This window comes from Streptomyces sp. NPDC001536, assembly GCF_042894505.1.
In the GTDB taxonomy this organism is placed as follows: domain Bacteria; phylum Actinomycetota; class Actinomycetes; order Streptomycetales; family Streptomycetaceae; genus Streptomyces.
This window is the reverse complement of record NZ_JBIAVQ010000006.1, coordinates 363,454-378,559: the sequence shown is the minus strand read 5'-3', so window position 1 is coordinate 378,559 and position 15,106 is coordinate 363,454. Positions and strand designations below refer to the sequence as shown.

11 protein-coding genes and 1 pseudogene are annotated in these 15,106 nt (G+C 70.2%); 3 read left to right on the top strand and 9 right to left on the bottom strand.

All coding sequences use genetic code 11. The features are described 5' to 3' along the window. Positions 1-71: 71 nt before the first annotated feature. Positions 72-947 (top strand): shikimate dehydrogenase, encoded by an 876-nt coding sequence (locus ACFY0U_RS19580; protein ID WP_388637008.1) that lies wholly within the window; start codon positions 72-74, stop codon positions 945-947. A gap of 14 nt (positions 948-961) precedes the next feature. Beyond that, the gene (locus ACFY0U_RS19575) at positions 962-2,746 is read left to right on the top strand and encodes a bifunctional sugar phosphate isomerase/epimerase/4-hydroxyphenylpyruvate dioxygenase family protein (RefSeq protein ID WP_388637005.1); all 1,785 of its coding nucleotides are present in this window, start codon (positions 962-964) and stop codon (positions 2,744-2,746) included. Here ACFY0U_RS19575 and ACFY0U_RS19570 read toward each other — a convergent pair. The 8 genes and pseudogenes from ACFY0U_RS19570 to tkt all read right to left on the bottom strand — a co-directional run. Further along, positions 2,733-3,629 (bottom strand): annotated as a pseudogene (locus ACFY0U_RS19570) (membrane-associated oxidoreductase); the annotation flags it as partial. The gene ACFY0U_RS19575 and the pseudogene ACFY0U_RS19570 overlap by 14 nt on opposite strands. A gap of 64 nt (positions 3,630-3,693) precedes the next feature. Next, positions 3,694-4,281, bottom strand: a complete 588-nt coding sequence (locus ACFY0U_RS19565) for a histidine phosphatase family protein (protein WP_388637002.1) — start codon at positions 4,279-4,281, stop codon at positions 3,694-3,696. Positions 4,282-4,287: 6 nt separating this feature from the next. Beyond that, entirely contained in the window at positions 4,288-5,166 is an 879-nt protein-coding gene (gene gnd, locus ACFY0U_RS19560; protein WP_388636999.1) for a phosphogluconate dehydrogenase (NAD(+)-dependent, decarboxylating), read from the bottom strand. A 1-nt stretch (position 5,167) separates the two neighbouring features. Beyond that, on the bottom strand, positions 5,168-6,814 hold the full coding sequence (gene pgi, locus ACFY0U_RS19555; protein ID WP_388636996.1) for a glucose-6-phosphate isomerase: 1,647 nt from the start codon (positions 6,812-6,814) through the stop codon (positions 5,168-5,170). Further along, positions 6,814-7,740 carry a glucose-6-phosphate dehydrogenase assembly protein OpcA gene (gene opcA / locus ACFY0U_RS19550; protein WP_388636993.1) on the bottom strand — a complete coding sequence of 309 codons (927 nt, stop codon included), beginning with the start codon at positions 7,738-7,740 and terminating at the stop codon, positions 6,814-6,816. The genes pgi and opcA overlap by 1 nt, the downstream gene beginning before the upstream one ends. Further along, on the bottom strand, positions 7,737-9,377 hold the full coding sequence (zwf, locus tag ACFY0U_RS19545; RefSeq protein ID WP_388636990.1) for a glucose-6-phosphate dehydrogenase: 1,641 nt from the start codon (positions 9,375-9,377) through the stop codon (positions 7,737-7,739). Before zwf ends, opcA begins: the two co-directional genes overlap by 4 nt. Next, positions 9,374-10,519, bottom strand: coding sequence for a transaldolase (gene tal, locus ACFY0U_RS19540; protein WP_388636987.1), 1,146 nt, complete (start codon positions 10,517-10,519; stop codon positions 9,374-9,376). Before tal ends, zwf begins: the two co-directional genes overlap by 4 nt. Before the next feature lie 19 nt (positions 10,520-10,538). Continuing rightward, complete coding sequence (tkt, locus tag ACFY0U_RS19535; protein WP_388636984.1) at positions 10,539-12,614, bottom strand: transketolase; 2,076 nt, start codon at positions 12,612-12,614, stop codon at positions 10,539-10,541. Positions 12,615-12,760: 146 nt separating this feature from the next. Here tkt and ACFY0U_RS19530 point away from each other — a divergent pair, with 146 nt between their 5' ends. Next, positions 12,761-13,654, top strand: coding sequence for a helix-turn-helix domain-containing protein (locus ACFY0U_RS19530; RefSeq protein ID WP_388636981.1), 894 nt, complete (start codon positions 12,761-12,763; stop codon positions 13,652-13,654). Positions 13,655-13,693: 39 nt separating this feature from the next. Here ACFY0U_RS19530 and ACFY0U_RS19525 read toward each other — a convergent pair whose 3' ends face one another. Next, positions 13,694-15,079, bottom strand: coding sequence for a glycoside hydrolase family 16 protein (locus ACFY0U_RS19525; RefSeq protein WP_388636978.1), 1,386 nt, complete (start codon positions 15,077-15,079; stop codon positions 13,694-13,696). Between the last annotated feature and the right edge of the window lie 27 nt (positions 15,080-15,106).

Genomic DNA, 15,106 nt, shown 5'->3' with positions numbered 1-15,106 from the left:
CAAGCGCGGTTTCCGGGTGCTATGACTAACTCACTAGTTCGTACATTAGTGAGCCGCTCAGGAGGTCCGCCGTGGCCAAGGACTCGTATCTCGTCGGACTGATCGGTGCGGGCATCGGCCCCTCGCTCAGCCCGGCCCTGCACGAGCGGGAGGCCGACCGCCAGGGTCTGCGCTATCTGTACCGGCTCATCGACATCGACGTCCTCGGCGTCGGTCCGGAGGCGGTCGGCGATCTGCTGCGGTCGGCGCGGGACACGGGCTTCGACGGGCTCAACATCACGCACCCCTGCAAGCAGCTCGTCATCGAGCACCTCGACGCGCTCTCCCCGCAGGCCGAGGCGCTCGGCGCGGTCAACACCGTCGTCTTCGAGGACGGCCGGGCCGTCGGCCACAACACCGACGTGACCGGCTTCGCCGCCTCCTTCGCCCGCGGCCTGCCCGACGTACCGCTGGAGAAGGTCGTCCAGCTGGGCGCGGGCGGCGCGGGCGCGGCCGTCGCACACGCCACGCTCACCCTCGGCGCGGGGCAGGTCACGGTCGTGGACGCGCTGGCCGACCGGGCCGCCGACCTCGCCGCCTCACTGAACCGCCACTTCGGCGACGGCCGCGCTACCCACGCGACCCCCGACCGGCTGCCGGAGCTGCTCGCGAGCGCCGACGGAATCGTCCATGCCACCCCCACCGGCATGGCCGCCCACCCGGGTCTCCCCTTCGCCGCCGAACTCCTGCACCCCGGCCTGTGGATCGCCGAGGTCGTCTACCGCCCGCTGGAGACGGAACTCCTGGGCACCGCCCGCGCGCTCGGCTGCGCCACTCTGGACGGGGGCGGGATGGCCGTCTTCCAGGCCGTGGACGCCTTCCGTCTCTTCACCGGGCGTGAGCCCGACAGCGCTCGCATGCTCGCGGACATCGCCGAGCTGGCCGGTGCCGTGGGAACCCCGAAGTAGAGAGAGGTACCGACGTGCGTACGTCCATCGCCACCGTCTCCCTCAGCGGATCCCTCACCGAGAAGCTCACGGCCGCCTCCCGGGCCGGCTTCGACGGCGTGGAGATCTTCGAGAACGACCTCCTCGCCAGCCCCCTCACCCCCGAGGAGATCCGCAGCCGCTGCGCCGACCTCGGGCTGAGCATCGACCTCTACCAGCCGATGCGGGACATGGAGGCAGTGCCCGAGGAGCAGTTCGCGGCCAATCTGCGCCGGGCCCGGCACAAGTTCGAGCTGATGGGCCGGCTCGGCACCGACACGGTCCTCGTCTGCTCCAGCGTCCACCCCCTCACGGTGGACGACGACGCCCTCGCCGCCGATCAGCTGGGCCGACTGGCCGACCTGGCCCAGGAGTTCGGGATCAAGGTCGCCTACGAGGCACTGGCCTGGGGCCGGCACGTGAGCACGTACGACCACGCCTGGCAGATCGTCCGCGCGGCCGACCACCCGGCGCTCGGCACCTGCCTGGACAGCTTCCACATCCTCTCCCGGGGTTCGGACCCCAAGGGCATCGAGGACATCCCCGGCGAGAAGATCTTCTTCCTCCAGCTCGCCGACGCCCCGCTGCTGGCGATGGACGTCCTGCAGTGGAGCCGCCACTACCGCTGCTTCCCCGGGCAGGGTGGATTCGATGTGGCGGATCTTGTACGCCGTGTATTGCATACCGGCTACAACGGCCCGCTCTCCCTCGAAGTCTTCAACGACGTCTACCGCCAGGCCGAGGCCGGACCGACGGCCGTGGACGCGCACCGCTCGCTGCTGGCGCTCCAGGAGACGGTCGGCGTCGCACCCCTGCCCGAGCCCGTCGTCCCCACCGGCGTGGCGTTCGCCGAGCTGGTCACCCCCGACGCCGGGCCGGTCACGGCGGTGCTCGGTGCGCTGGGCTTCGCCCGCACGGCACGCCATCGCACCAAGCCGGTGGACCTGTGGCAGCAGGGCGAGGCACGACTGCTCGTCAACACCGGCCCGGCCGGCCGCCGCGACGGCACGGGCCTCGCCGCGATCGGACTGGAGTCACCGGACCCGGCGGGCGCGGCCCGTCGCGCGGAGTCCCTCCTGGCCCCCGTGCTGCCGCGCCGGCGCGCCGCCGAGGACGCCCCGCTGGACGCCGTCGCGGCGCCCGACGGCACCGAACTCTTCTTCTGCGCGACCGGCCGTCCCGAACTGCCCAACTGGCGGGCCGACTTCGAGGACGTCGCACACCCGCCGGGTGCGGCGGGCGTGCGGCGCATCGACCATCTGGCGCTCGTCCAGCCCTGGCACCAGTTCGACGAGGCGGCGCTGTTCCACCGCAGCGTGCTCGGGCTGCACGCGCAGGAGAGCGTGGACGTCGCCGACCCGTACGGGCTGATGCGCAGCCGGGCGGTGACGAACCCGGACGGCAGCGTCCGGATCGCGCTGAGCGTCGGCGCGGCACCCACGGACGACACGGTGCACGCCCAGCACATCGCGTTCGCCACGGACGACGTCGTCACCGCGGTACGCCGCTTCCGGGACGCGGGCGGTCGCGTCCTGCCGATCCCCGCGAACTACTACGACGACCTCGCCGCCCGCTTCGACTTCGCCGACGGCGAGCTGGAGACGTACCGCGAGCTCGGCATCCTCTACGACCGGGACGCGTACGGAACCTTCCGCCACTGCTACACCCGCACCGTCGGCCGCGTCTTCTTCGAACTCGTCCAGCGCGACGGCTACCGCGGCTACGGCGCCCAGAACGCGCCGGTGCGGCTGGCCGCGCAGCACGGGGTCACTGGCGGCTGACCGCCCGGGTCACACCGGTCACCACCGTCGTCGCCAGGATCCAGCCGGTGATCACCAGGGTGTAGGCGAGCGCCTGGTACCCGCCCTTCGGGGCGAACGCGCCCTCCTGCCCGAAGGAGATCACCGGCAGGAGCAGGTCCAGGGTGAAGAACACCGGGTTGAAGTCCGGGTGTTCGGAGGCCTTCAGCGGGGGCGGCTCGTGGAGGGCGAACACGAGGGAGCCGACGGCCAGCAGGGAGAGCAGCCAGGCGCAGGCGCGCAGCGGGCGGAAGCCGTAGCCGACGGTGACGTCCTGGAGGTAGCCCCACAGGCGGCCGTGCCAGGCACGGGTGCGTCTGAGCCTGCGCTGCTTGGCCAGTTGGACCTGACGGGCGGCGTAGTCGTCGCCGACGCGCAGGTAGGCGGCGGTCAACTGCTCGTAGGCGTACGGGACATAGCCGTCCACGTCCCGTTCCAGCACGGGCAGCATGCGCTCGGCGGGCACGTGCGGAGACAGCGTGCTGTAGGTCAGGCCGTTCAGCCGCACGACGGAGGGCAGGGTCTCCGGTGCCATGCGCAGGTGCTCGATCTGGGCGCGGCGCAGATTGATCGAACCGTCCAGCGGTTCGGCCCCGTTGAGCCACAACTCCCCGATCGCGGAGCTGCTGGCCTGCAGGGCGGTGTGGCCGGGGTTCGACAGTCTTGTGTGCGACAGATCGAGGAGGCCGGGGACGCGGATGCCACGGAGGTCGACGCGGCCGAGGGCGGTGAGGCGGCGGGCGTGCACGTCGGAGTTCACCGAGAGAGCCTCGGCGTCAATCGCCGTGCCGCCAGGGTTCTCCAGCCGGGCGTCGTTGAGGTCGACTGACGCTGCGATGGTGGCGTCGTTGATCACCATGCGGCCTTAGTCGCCCGGCGACGACGACGGCCCGGGCCACCACGTGGTGACCCGGGCCGTCGTCCGACCGCTACGGTCGGGTGTTCCACTCGGCGATGACCGGGCGGCCGTGTTCCGTGGACAACCGGCTCACCGTGGCCGTCGCCAGTTGGAACAGGCGGCCGTCCGCCGCCGGCAGGCCCAGCCGACGAGCCGTCAGCACCCGCAGGAAGTGGGCGTGCGCCACGAGGACCACGTCCCCGTCCGGGAGGGCCGCGTCCACCCGGGCCAGTACCCGGTCGGCGCGCGCCCCGACCTCGGAGGGTGACTCGCCGGGGTGGCCCTCGGGGCCGGGCGGTACGCCGTCGGTCCACAGGTACCAGTCGGGCCGGGTGCGGTGGATGTCGACGGTGGTGACGCCCTCGTAGGCGCCGTAGTCCCACTCGTGCAGGTCGTCATAGGGCAACACCCCTGACAGACCGGCGAGTTCGGCGGTGCGTATCGCGCGGCCCAGCGGACTGCTGAGCGCGAGAGCGAAGGTCCGTCCGGAGAGGAGCGGGGAGAGGGACTTGGCCTGTTCCTCGCCGTGTGCGGTGAGGGGCAGGTCGGTCCAGCTGGTGTGCTGGCCCGACACGCTCCACTCCGTCTCCCCGTGGCGGACCAGCAGGAGATCCCCCACGGTGCGCTACTCCTTCGACTCGACGGCGTGGCCGCCGAACTGGTTGCGCAGCGCCGCGATCATCTTCATCTGCGGCGAGTCGTCCTGACGGGACGCGAACCGCGCGAACAGGGACGCGGTGATCGCCGGGAGCGGTACCGCGTTGTCGATGGCCGCCTCGACGGTCCAGCGGCCCTCGCCGGAGTCCTCCGCGTAACCGCGCAGCTTGTCCAGGTGCTCGTCCTCGCCCAGGGCGTTGACCGCGAGGTCCAGCAGCCAGGAACGGATGACCGTCCCCTCCTGCCAGGACCGGAACACCTCACGGACGTCCGTGACGGAGTCGACCTTCTCCAGCAGCTCCCAGCCCTCGGCGTAGGCCTGCATCATCGCGTACTCGATGCCGTTGTGGACCATCTTCGCGAAGTGCCCGGCGCCCACCTTGCCCGCGTGGACGAAGCCGAAGTCGCCCTCGGGCTTGAGCGCGTCGAAGACCGGCTGCACCTTCGCGACGTGCTCGGCGTCGCCGCCGACCATGAGCGCGTAGCCGTTCTGAAGGCCCCACACACCGCCCGAGACACCGGCGTCGACGAACCCGATGCCCTTGGCCGCGAGCTCCCCGGCGTGCTTCTCGTCGTCCGTCCAGCGGGAGTTGCCGCCGTCGACGACCGTGTCGCCGGGGGAGAGGAGGTCGCCGAGCTCGTCGACGACGGACTGGGTCGGGGCGCCGGCCGGGACCATCACCCAGACGACGCGCGGGCCTTCGAGCTTGTCGACGAGCTCGGAAAGGCTCGCCACGTCCGAGACCTCGGGGTTGCGGTCGTAGCCGATGACGGTGTGCCCAGCGCGGCGGATCCGCTCGCGCATGTTGCCGCCCATCTTGCCGAGGCCGATGAGTCCGAGCTGCATGTCAGTGCACTTCCTTCAGTTCACGATAAGCGGCCACGAGGGCGGCGGTGGAAGCGTCGAGGCCGGGTACCTCGGCGCCTTCGGTGAGGGCGGGCTCGACCCGCTTGGCGAGCACCTTGCCCAGCTCGACACCCCACTGGTCGAAGGAGTCGATGTTCCAGACGGCGCCCTGGACGAACACCTTGTGCTCGTACAGCGCGATCAGCTGACCGAGGACCGACGGGGTCAGTTCCTTCGCCAGGATCGTCGTGGTGGGGTGGTTGCCCTGGAACGTCTTGTGGGCGACCAGTTCCTCGGGGACACCCTCGGCCCGTACCTCGTCCGGCGTCTTGCCGAACGCGAGCGCCTGCCCCTGCGCGAACAGGTTGGCCATCAACAGGTCGTGCTGCGCCTTGAGTTCGTCGCTCAGCTCGTCCACGGGCTTGGCGAAGCCGATGAAGTCCGCCGGGATCAGCTTGGTGCCCTGGTGGATCAACTGGTAGTACGCGTGCTGCCCGTTGGTACCGGGCGTGCCCCACACCACCGGTCCGGTCTGCCAGTCGACGGGCCGGCCGTCGCGCTGCACCGACTTGCCGTTGGACTCCATGTCGAGCTGCTGGAGATACGCGGTGAACTTCGACAGGTAGTGGCTGTACGGCAGCACCGCGTGCGACTGGGCGCCCAGGAAGTTGCCGTACCAGATGCCCAACAGGCCAAGGAGCAGAGGGGCGTTGTCCTCGGCGGGGGCGCTGCGGAAGTGCTCGTCGACGATACGGAAGCCGTCGAGCATCTCCCGGAAGCGGTCCGGGCCGATGGCGATCATCAGGGAGAGGCCGATCGCCGAGTCGTACGAGTAGCGGCCGCCGACCCAGTCCCAGAACTCGAACATGTTGTCCGGGTCGATACCGAACTCGGTGACCTTGCCGCCGTTCGTCGACAGCGCGACGAAGTGCTTGGCGACCGCCTTCTCGTCGCCGCCGAGGCCGTCGAGCAGCCAGGAGCGCGCCGAGGTGGCGTTGGTGATCGTCTCGATCGTGGTGAAGGTCTTGGAGGCGACGATGAACAGCGTCTCCGCCGGGTCCAGGTCGTGCACGGCCTCGTGGAGGTCGGAGCCGTCGACGTTGGAGACGAACCGGAAGGTCAACTCCCGTGCCGTGAACGCGCGCAGCGCCTCGTACGCCATCGCAGGGCCGAGGTCGGAGCCGCCGATGCCGATGTTGACGACATTGCGGATACGACGGCCGGTGTGGCCGGTCCACTCACCGGAGCGGACCCGGTTCGCGAAGCCGCCCATCTTGTCCAGCACGGCGTGCACCTGCGGCACGACGTTCTCGCCGTCGACCTCGACGACCGCGCCGGCCGGGGCCCGCAGCGCGGTGTGCAGGACCGCCCGGTCCTCGGTGAGGTTGATCTTCTCGCCGCGGAACATGGCGTCACGCAGACCGAACACGTCGGTGGCGGTGGCCAGTTCCTGGAGCAGGGCCAGCGTCTCGTCCGTGATCAGGTGCTTGGAGTAGTCGATGCGCAGATCGCCGACGCGTACGACGTACCGCTCCGCGCGCCCCGGGTCCGTCGCGAACAACTCCCGCAGCTGCGCGAGCCCTTGGGCACGGTGGTCCTCCAGGGCGGTCCACTCGGGCCGCCGGGTGAGGTTCGGGGTGTCGGACATCAGCCGTTCTCCTTGCCGGCCTCGCCCCGCAGGGCGACGGCGTACATCTCGTCCGCGTCGAGGCGCCGCAGCTCCTCGGCGATGAGTTCGGAGGTGGTGCGGACCTTCAGCGCGAGGGTGCGGGAGGGCTGGCCGGGCAGCGACAGCGTGGCCAGCGGGCCCTCGGGGCGGTCGATGACGATCTCGCCGTTCGCGGTGCCCAGGCGGACGGCCGTGACGACCGGTCCGTCGGTGACCACCCGGTCGACGGTGACGCCGAGCCGGGCCTCCAGCCAGCGGGCCAGCAGTTCGGCCGCCGGGTTCTCCTCCTCGGCCTCCACGGCCGCCGAGGTGATCTTCGCGCGGGCCTGGTCGAGGGCGGCGGCCAGCATCGAGCGCCACGGGGTGAGCCGGGTCCAGGCGAGGTCGGTGTCGCCGGGAGCGTAGGAGCGGACCCGGTCCTCCAGCACGCCGAGGGGGTTCTCCACGGCGTACAGGTCGGTGATCCGGCGCTGGGCGAGGGCGCCCAGCGGGTCCTTCGCCGGGTTCTCCGGGGCCTCCACCGGCCACCACACCACGACCGGCGCGTCCGGAAGGAGCAGCGGCAGCACGACGGAGTCGGCGTGGTCGGACACCTCGCCGTAGGTCCGCAGCACGACGGTCTCGCCGGTGCCCGCGTCGGCGCCCACCCTGACCTCGGCGTCCAGCTTGGACGACTGACGGTCGCGCGGGGTGCGGGCGTGCCGCTTGATGACGACCAGGGTGCGCGAGGGGTGCTCGTGCGAGGCCTCCTCGGCCGCCTTGATCGAGTCGTAGGCGTTCTCCTCGTCCGTGACGATGACCATCGTCAGGACCATGCCCACGGCGGGGGTGCCGATGGCGCGGCGCCCCTGCACCAGCGCCTTGTTGATCTTGCTTGCCGTGGTGTCGGTCAGGTCGATCTTCATGGCCTTCGCCAGCTCCGTCCGTCTCGTGCGAGCATCTCGTCGGCTTCCTCGGGTCCCCAGCTGCCCGAGGCGTACTGCGCGGGCCTGCCGTGCCGTGCCCAGTACGCCTCGATCGGGTCGAGGATCTTCCAGGACTCTTCCACTTCCTGGTGACGGGGGAACAGATTGGCGTCGCCCAGGAGGACATCCAGGATGAGCCGCTCGTACGCCTCGGGGCTGGACTCGGTGAACGACTCGCCGTAGGCGAAGTCCATCGACACGTCCCGGATCTCCATCGAGGTGCCCGGCACCTTGGAGCCGAACCGCACCGTCATGCCCTCGTCCGGCTGGACGCGGATGACGATCGCGTTCTGCCCGAGCTCCTCGGTGGCCGTGGAGTCGAAGGGGGAGTGCGGGGCGCGCTTGAAGACGACCGCGATCTCGGTGACCCGGCGGCCCAGCCGCTTGCCCGTGCGCAGGTAGAACGGGATGCCCGCCCAGCGCCGGTTGTCGACCTCCAGCTTGATGGCCGCGTAGGTGTCGGTCTTCGACTGCGGGTCGATGCCCTCCTCCTGGAGGTACCCGGCCACCTTCGCGCCGCCCTGCCAGCCCTCGGCGTACTGCGCCAGCACCGTGTGCTCGCCGATCTTCTCCGGCAGCCGCACCGACTTCAGCACCTTGAGCTTCTCGGTGAGCAGCGACTCGGCGTCGAAGGCGATCGGCTCCTCCATGGCGGTGAGGGCCATGAGCTGGAGGAGGTGGTTCTGGATGACGTCACGGGCGGCGCCGATGCCGTCGTAGTAGCCGGCGCGGCCGCCGATGCCGATGTCCTCGGCCATCGTGATCTGTACGTGGTCCACGTACGACCGGTTCCAGATCGGCTCGTACATCTGGTTGGCGAAGCGCAGCGCCAGGATGTTCTGGACGGTCTCCTTGCCCAGGTAGTGGTCGATCCGGAACACCTGCTCCGGGTCGAACACGTCGTGCACGAGCGCGTTGAGCTCGCGCGCGCTGGCCAGGTCGCTGCCGAACGGCTTCTCGATCACCGCGCGCCGCCAGGAGCCCTCCGGGGCCTTGGCCAGTCCGTGCTTCTTCAGCTGCTGGACGACCTTGGGGAAGAACTTCGGCGGTACGGAGAGATAGAAGGCGTAGTTGCCGCTGGTGCCCCGGGAGGCGTCCAACTCGTCGACCGCGGACCGCAGTTGCTTGAAGGCGGTGTCGTCGTCGAAGTCGCCGGGGATGAACCGCATGCCCTCGGCGAGCTGCTGCCAGACCTCCTCACGGAACTCCGTGCGCGCGTGCTCGCGCACCGAGTCGTGCACGACCTGCGCGAAGTCCTGGTCCTCCCAGTCCCGCCGGGCGAACCCGACGAGGGAGAAGCCCGGCGGCAGCATGCCGCGGTTGGCCAGGTCGTACACGGCCGGCATCAGCTTCTTGCGGGACAGGTCACCGGTGACACCGAAGATGACGAGCCCGGAGGGTCCCGCGATACGGGGGAGCCGACGGTCCTGGGGATGGCGGAGCGGGTTCTCCCACTCGGAAGCCTCGGAAGCCTCGGAAGCACCGGTGGCCGCGGTCGCCTCGGTGGCCGCGACGGTCTCGGCTGCCGCGGCGAGGGCCTCGGCGGGAGAAGTCTCGACGGCGGGAGTCCCGGTCATTCCGCGTCCACCCCCTTGCTGTCCAGCGACTTGGCGACGGCGGTCAGCAGGTCGTTCCACGCCACCTCGAACTTGGCGACGCCCTCGTCCTCCAGCCGCTGCACGACCTCGTCGTACGAGATCCCGAGAGCCTCCACGGCGGCCAGGTCGGCGCGCGCCTGGGCGTAGCCGCCGGTGACGGTGTCGCCGGTGATCTCGCCATGGTCGGCGGTGGCGTCGAGGGTCGCCTCCGGCATGGTGTTGACCGTGCCGGGCGCGACCAGCTCGTCGACGTACAGCGTGTCCTTGTACGCCGGGTCCTTCACGCCGGTCGAGGCCCACAGCGGACGCTGCTTGTTGGCCTTGGCGCCGGCGAGAGCGGTGAACCGCTCACCGGCGAAGACCTCCTCGTACGCCTCGTAGGCGAGCCGGGCGTTGGCGAGCGCTGCCTTGCCCTTGAGGGCGAGGGCCCCGTCCGCGCCGAGGACCGTCAGCCGCTTGTCGATCTCGGAGTCGACGCGGGAGACGAAGAAGGAGGCCACGGAGTGGATGGTGGAGAGGTCGACGCCGTTGGCGGCGGCCTTCTCCAGACCGGCCAGGTAGGCGTCCATGACCTCGCGGTAGCGCTCCAGCGAGAAGATCAGCGTGACGTTGACGCTGATGCCGAGGCCGATGACCTCGGTGATCGCCGGGAGGCCGGCCTTCGTCGCCGGGATCTTGATCATCACGTTGGGGCGGTCGACGAGCCAGGCCAGCTGCTTGGCCTCGGCGATGGTCGCCTGAGTGTTGTGGGCGAGGCGGGGGTCGACCTCGATGGAGACCCGGCCGTCACGGCCGTTCGACGATGTGTATACAGAATCCAGGATATCGGCGGCGGCACGCACATCGGCCGTCGTCAGCATCCGTACGGCCTCGTCGACCGTGACGCCCCGCAGCGCGAGGTCGGTCAGCTGCTCCTCGTAGCCCTCTCCGGAGCCGATGGCGGCCTGGAAGATGGACGGGTTCGTGGTGACACCCACGACGTTCTTGTCCGCGATGAGTTCGGCGAGGTTCCCGGACTCGATCCGCCGTCGCGACAGGTCGTCCAGCCAGATGGAGACGCCCTCGTCGGACAGGCGCTTGAGTGCTCCCGCGGTAGCGGTTGCTTCGGTCACAGTGATCATCTTCTTTCTGGCGATCGGATCAACCGCGCGCGGCGGCAAGGGATTCCCGCGCTGCCGCGGCGACGTTCTCGGCGGTGAAGCCGAACTCGGCGAAGAGGGTCTCGGCATCGGCGGAGGCGCCGAAGTGTTCGAGGGAGACGATGCGTCCGGCGTCACCGACGTAGCGGTACCAGGTCAGCCCGATCCCGGCCTCGACCGCGACACGCGCCTTGACGGCCGGGGGCAGCACGCTCTCGCGGTACTCGCGGGGCTGCTCCTCGAACCACTCCACGGACGGCATCGACACGACCCGCGTGCCGAGCCCCTCGGCCTCCAGCAGCTCGCGGGCGGCCACGGCGAGCTGTACCTCGGAGCCGGTGGCGATCAGCACGACGTCCGCGGTCTCGGTGGACGAGTCCTTCAGCACATACCCGCCCTTCGCCGCGTCGGGGTTCACGGGGAACGTCGGCACGCCCTGACGCGTGAGCGCGAGGCCGTGCGGGGCCGGGTTCGTGGCGTGCCTCTTCAGGATCTCGGCCCAGGCCACGGCCGTCTCGTTGGCGTCCGCCGGGCGGACGACGTTCAGGCCGGGGATGGCCCGCAGCGACGCGAGGTGCTCGACCGGCTGGTGGGTGGGCCCGTCCTCGCCGAGGCCGACGGAGTCGTGCGTCCACACGTACGTCACCGGGAGCTGCATCAGCGCGGACATCCGGACGGCGTTGCGCATGTAGTCGGAGAACACCAGGAAGGTGCCGCCGTAGATCCGCGTGTTGCCGTGCAGCGCGATGCCGTTCATCTCGGCGGCCATCGAGAACTCGCGGATGCCGAAGTGGACCGTACGGCCGTACGGGTTCGCCTCGGGCAGCGGGTTGCCCTCGGGGAGGAAGGAGGAGGTCTTGTCGATGGTGGTGTTGTTCGAGCCGGCCAGGTCGGCGGAGCCGCCCCACAGCTCGGGAAGCACGGCACCGAGCGACTGAAGGACCTTGCCGGACGCGGCCCGGGTGGCGACGGACTTGCCCTCCTCGAAGACCGGGAGCGAGGACTCCCAGCCCTCGGGGAGCTGACCGGCGACCACACGGTCGAAGAGCTCGGCCCGCTCCGGCTGGGCGCCCCGCCACTCGTCGAGCCGCTTGTCCCAGACGGCGTGCGCCTCGGCACCGCGGTCGAGAGCCGTACGGGAGTGGGCGAGGACGTCGGCGTCGACCTGGAACGACTGCTCGGGGTCGAAGCCCAGGACCCGCTTGGTGGCCGCGATCTCGTCGTCGCCGAGGGCGGAGCCGTGCGAGGCCTCGGTGTTCTGCGCGTTCGGGGCGGGCCAGGCGATGATCGTGCGCATCGCGATGATGGAGGGCCGCTCGGTCTCGGCCTGCGCCGCCTTCAGGGCCGCGTACAGGGCGGGTACGTCGATGTCGCCGCTGTCCGAGGGCTCGATGCGCTGGGTGTGCCACCCGTAGGCCTCGTAGCGCCCCAGCACGTCCTCGGAGAACGCGGTCGCGGTGTCGCCCTCGATGGAGATGTGGTTGTCGTCGTAGAGGAAGACCAGGTTGCCGAGCTTCTGGTGGCCCGCGAGGGAGGAGGCCTCGGCGGAGACGCCCTCCTCCAGGTCGCCGTCGGAGACGATCGCCCAGATGGTGTGGTCGAAGGGGGACTCGCCCTGGGGTGCCTCGGGGTCGAAGAGGCCGCGCTCGTAGCGGGCGGCCATGGCCATGCCCACGGCGTTGGCGGCGCCCTGGCCGAGCGGCCCGGTGGTGGTCTCGACGCCGGCGGTGTGCCCGTACTCGGGGTGACCGGGCGTCCTGGAACCCTGGGTCCGGAACGCCTTCAGGTCGTCGAGCTCGATCTCGTACCCGGCCAGGTAGAGCTGGGTGTAGAGGGTGAGCGAGGTGTGGCCGGGGGACAGGACGAACCGGTCACGGCCGGTCCACTCCGGGTCCGCCGGGTCGTGGCGCATCACCTTCTGAAAGAGCGTGTACGCGGCCGGGGCCAGGCTCATCGCGGTGCCCGGGTGTCCGTTCCCGACCTTCTGCACCGCGTCGGCCGCCAGCAGACGGGCGGTGTCGACGGCACGCCGGTCGAGTTCGGTCCATTCGAAGCTGTCCGGTGTCTGCGTGCTCATCTTCAAGAAGTCCTCGGTTGGAGCGGGGGAGCTGCTCTGACGCGTTCAAACTTAAAAGTCTGACTTTTAGGAGGGAAGGTCGTGGTGTGTCAGCCTGTGGTGAAAGTGGGACACGGAGCACTCCGGCTGGGCGGCACGAGAAGGACATGACGGACAGAACCCCTCAAGACGCGGGCGGCGGCGCGATCAGGACGTTCCCCTTCCCGGTCGAGTTGAGCGTCGGCGGCGTCGGCATGCAGGTCGGCCCCATGGGTCCGCACCGCACGTGGCACGCGGACGCCCCGCTGCACCGCGTCCACCGGATCGACTTCCATGTCGTGATGCTCTTCGACAAGGGCCCCGTCCGCCACATGATCGACTTCGCCGAGTACGAGGCGTACGCCGGCGACGTGCTCTGGATCCGTCCGGGCCAGGTCCACCGCTTCTCGAAGTTCAGCGGGTACCGCGGAACGGTCCTCACCATGCAACCGGGCTTTCTGCCGCGGGCGACGGTGGAGGCGACCGGGCTCTACCGCTACGACCTGCCGCCCCTGCTGCACCCCGACGCGGCGCAACTGGCGGGTCTGGGGGCGGCGCTGGCGCAGCTGCGGCGCGAGTACAAGGACACGGCGACCCTCCCCCTGAGCCTGCACACGGCCGTGCTCCGGCACTCCCTGACGGCCTTCCTGCTGCGCCTGGCCCATCTGGCGGCCAGCTCGCAGGAGGCGGCGCGGGGGCAGGCGGACACGACGTTCACCCTGTTCCGGGACGCCGTGGAGAAGGACTTCGCGACGAACCACAGCGTCAGCGCGTACGCCGACGCCCTCGGCTACTCCCGCCGCACCCTGGTCCGCGCGGTACGCGCCGCGACCGGGGAGACCCCCAAGGGCTTCATCGACAAGCGGGTCGTCCTGGAGGCGAAACGCCTCCTCGCCCACACCGACCTGCCGATCGGGCGGGTGGGAGCGGCGGTGGGTTTCCCGGACGCGGCGAACTTCTCGAAGTTCTTCCAACTGCACGCGGGGCAGACGCCGGTGGGGTTCCGGGCGGAACTGCGCTGAGGGGCCCCGCGGCGCGGAGCCCCTCGCTCAACCGATGGATCAGTGACCGAAGTTGAACCAGTTCACGTTCACGAAGTCCGCCGGCTGGCCGCTCGTGAACGTCAGATACACGTCGTGCGTGCCCGTCACCGAGCTCATGTTCGCCGGTACGGTCCGCCAGGTCTGCCAACCTCCCGTACTGGCAAGGGAGAAGCTCCCGATCGGCGCGTTGCCACGGCTGTCCAGACGGACTTCGACCAGCCCGCTCACCCCCGAGGCCGCACCGCTCGCGACCCGGGCCACGAACTGAGTGGCCGCCGTGGAACCGAAGTTGACGTTCTGGTAGAGCGCCCAGTCGCCGTTGGCCAGATGGCCGATGTTCTGGCCGCCGCCGGTGTCGGTGGTGGTCTCGGTGCTCACACCGCTCTGGCTGTTGTACGACTCGGCCTGGATCGCGGAGTAGGCGTCACGCGAGCCCGAAGGCGGCGGCGTGGTGCCGCTGCCGGTGGCCGACAGCACCTGGACGTAGTCGACGGTCATCGGCACACCGGACTGGGTGCCGCTGTCCAGGCCGCCGCCGAACGCGTCCGGGAAGGCGCCGCCCATCGCCACGTTGAGGATGATGAAGAAGCCGTGGTTGGTGGCGTTGGACCAGGTCGTCGCGTCCACCTGGCTCGCGTTGACGGAGTGGAACTGGGTGCCGTCGACGAGGAAGCGGATGGTCTCCGGAGTGACCGATCGGTCCCACTCCATGGTGTACGTGTGGAACGCCGACTGGCATGTCGAGCCCGGACAGGCGGTGTAGTTCCCCAGGCCCGTCGTCTCGTTGCACGGGCCGCCGGGGTTGGTGCCGCAGTGCATCGTGGCCCACACGCGGTTCATGCCCTGGACGTTCTCCATGATGTCCAGCTCGCCGACGCTCGGCCAGTTCTGGTAGTTGCCCCGGTAGGGCGCGCCCAGCATCCAGAACGCCGGCCAGTAGCCCTCGGCCGCCGTGCCGGTGACGTTGGGCATCTGGATGCGAGCCTCGACGCGCAGCTTGCCGCCGGACGGGGGCTGGAAGTCGGTGCGGTTGGTCTCGATACGGCCGGACGTCCACCTGCCGGCTGAGTCGCGGATCGGGGTGATGCGCAGATTGCCGTTGCCGTCGAGCGAGACGTTGGACGTGCTGGACGTCATCGTCTCGACCTCGCCGGTGCCCCAGTTGGCCGGGCCGCCCGGATAGCCGGTGCCGGTCGCGTACTGCCAGTTGGAGGTGTTGACGCCGGTGCCCGCGGTGCCGTTGAAGTCGTCGACGAAGACCTGCGTCCAACCCGTGGGAGGCGTGGGCGCGTTGGCGTTCGCGGGCAGGGTGGCGGCCGTGGCGAGGGTGGCGGCCAGACCGAGGGTGGAGAGGACGGCGATCAGGACGCGCCGGCGTCTGGATGTTCCGGAGGGTGCACTCATGGGGGTGTGCCTCTCGGGTACGGAGTG

Excerpts from the sequence above, each read along its gene's own strand:
- gnd (WP_388636999.1), bottom strand. The coding sequence starts at position 5,166 with ATGCAGCTCGGACTCATCGGCCTCGGCAAGATGGGCGGCAACATGCGC.
- pgi (WP_388636996.1), bottom strand. The coding sequence starts at position 6,814 with ATGTCCGACACCCCGAACCTCACCCGGCGGCCCGAGTGGACCGCCCTG.
- opcA (WP_388636993.1), bottom strand. The coding sequence starts at position 7,740 with ATGAAGATCGACCTGACCGACACCACGGCAAGCAAGATCAACAAGGCG.
- zwf (WP_388636990.1), bottom strand. The coding sequence starts at position 9,377 with ATGACCGGGACTCCCGCCGTCGAGACTTCTCCCGCCGAGGCCCTCGCC.
- tal (WP_388636987.1), bottom strand. The coding sequence starts at position 10,519 with ATGATCACTGTGACCGAAGCAACCGCTACCGCGGGAGCACTCAAGCGC.
- tkt (WP_388636984.1), bottom strand. The coding sequence starts at position 12,614 with ATGAGCACGCAGACACCGGACAGCTTCGAATGGACCGAACTCGACCGG.
- ACFY0U_RS19530 (WP_388636981.1), top strand. The coding sequence starts at position 12,761 with ATGACGGACAGAACCCCTCAAGACGCGGGCGGCGGCGCGATCAGGACG.
- ACFY0U_RS19525 (WP_388636978.1), bottom strand. The coding sequence starts at position 15,079 with ATGAGTGCACCCTCCGGAACATCCAGACGCCGGCGCGTCCTGATCGCC.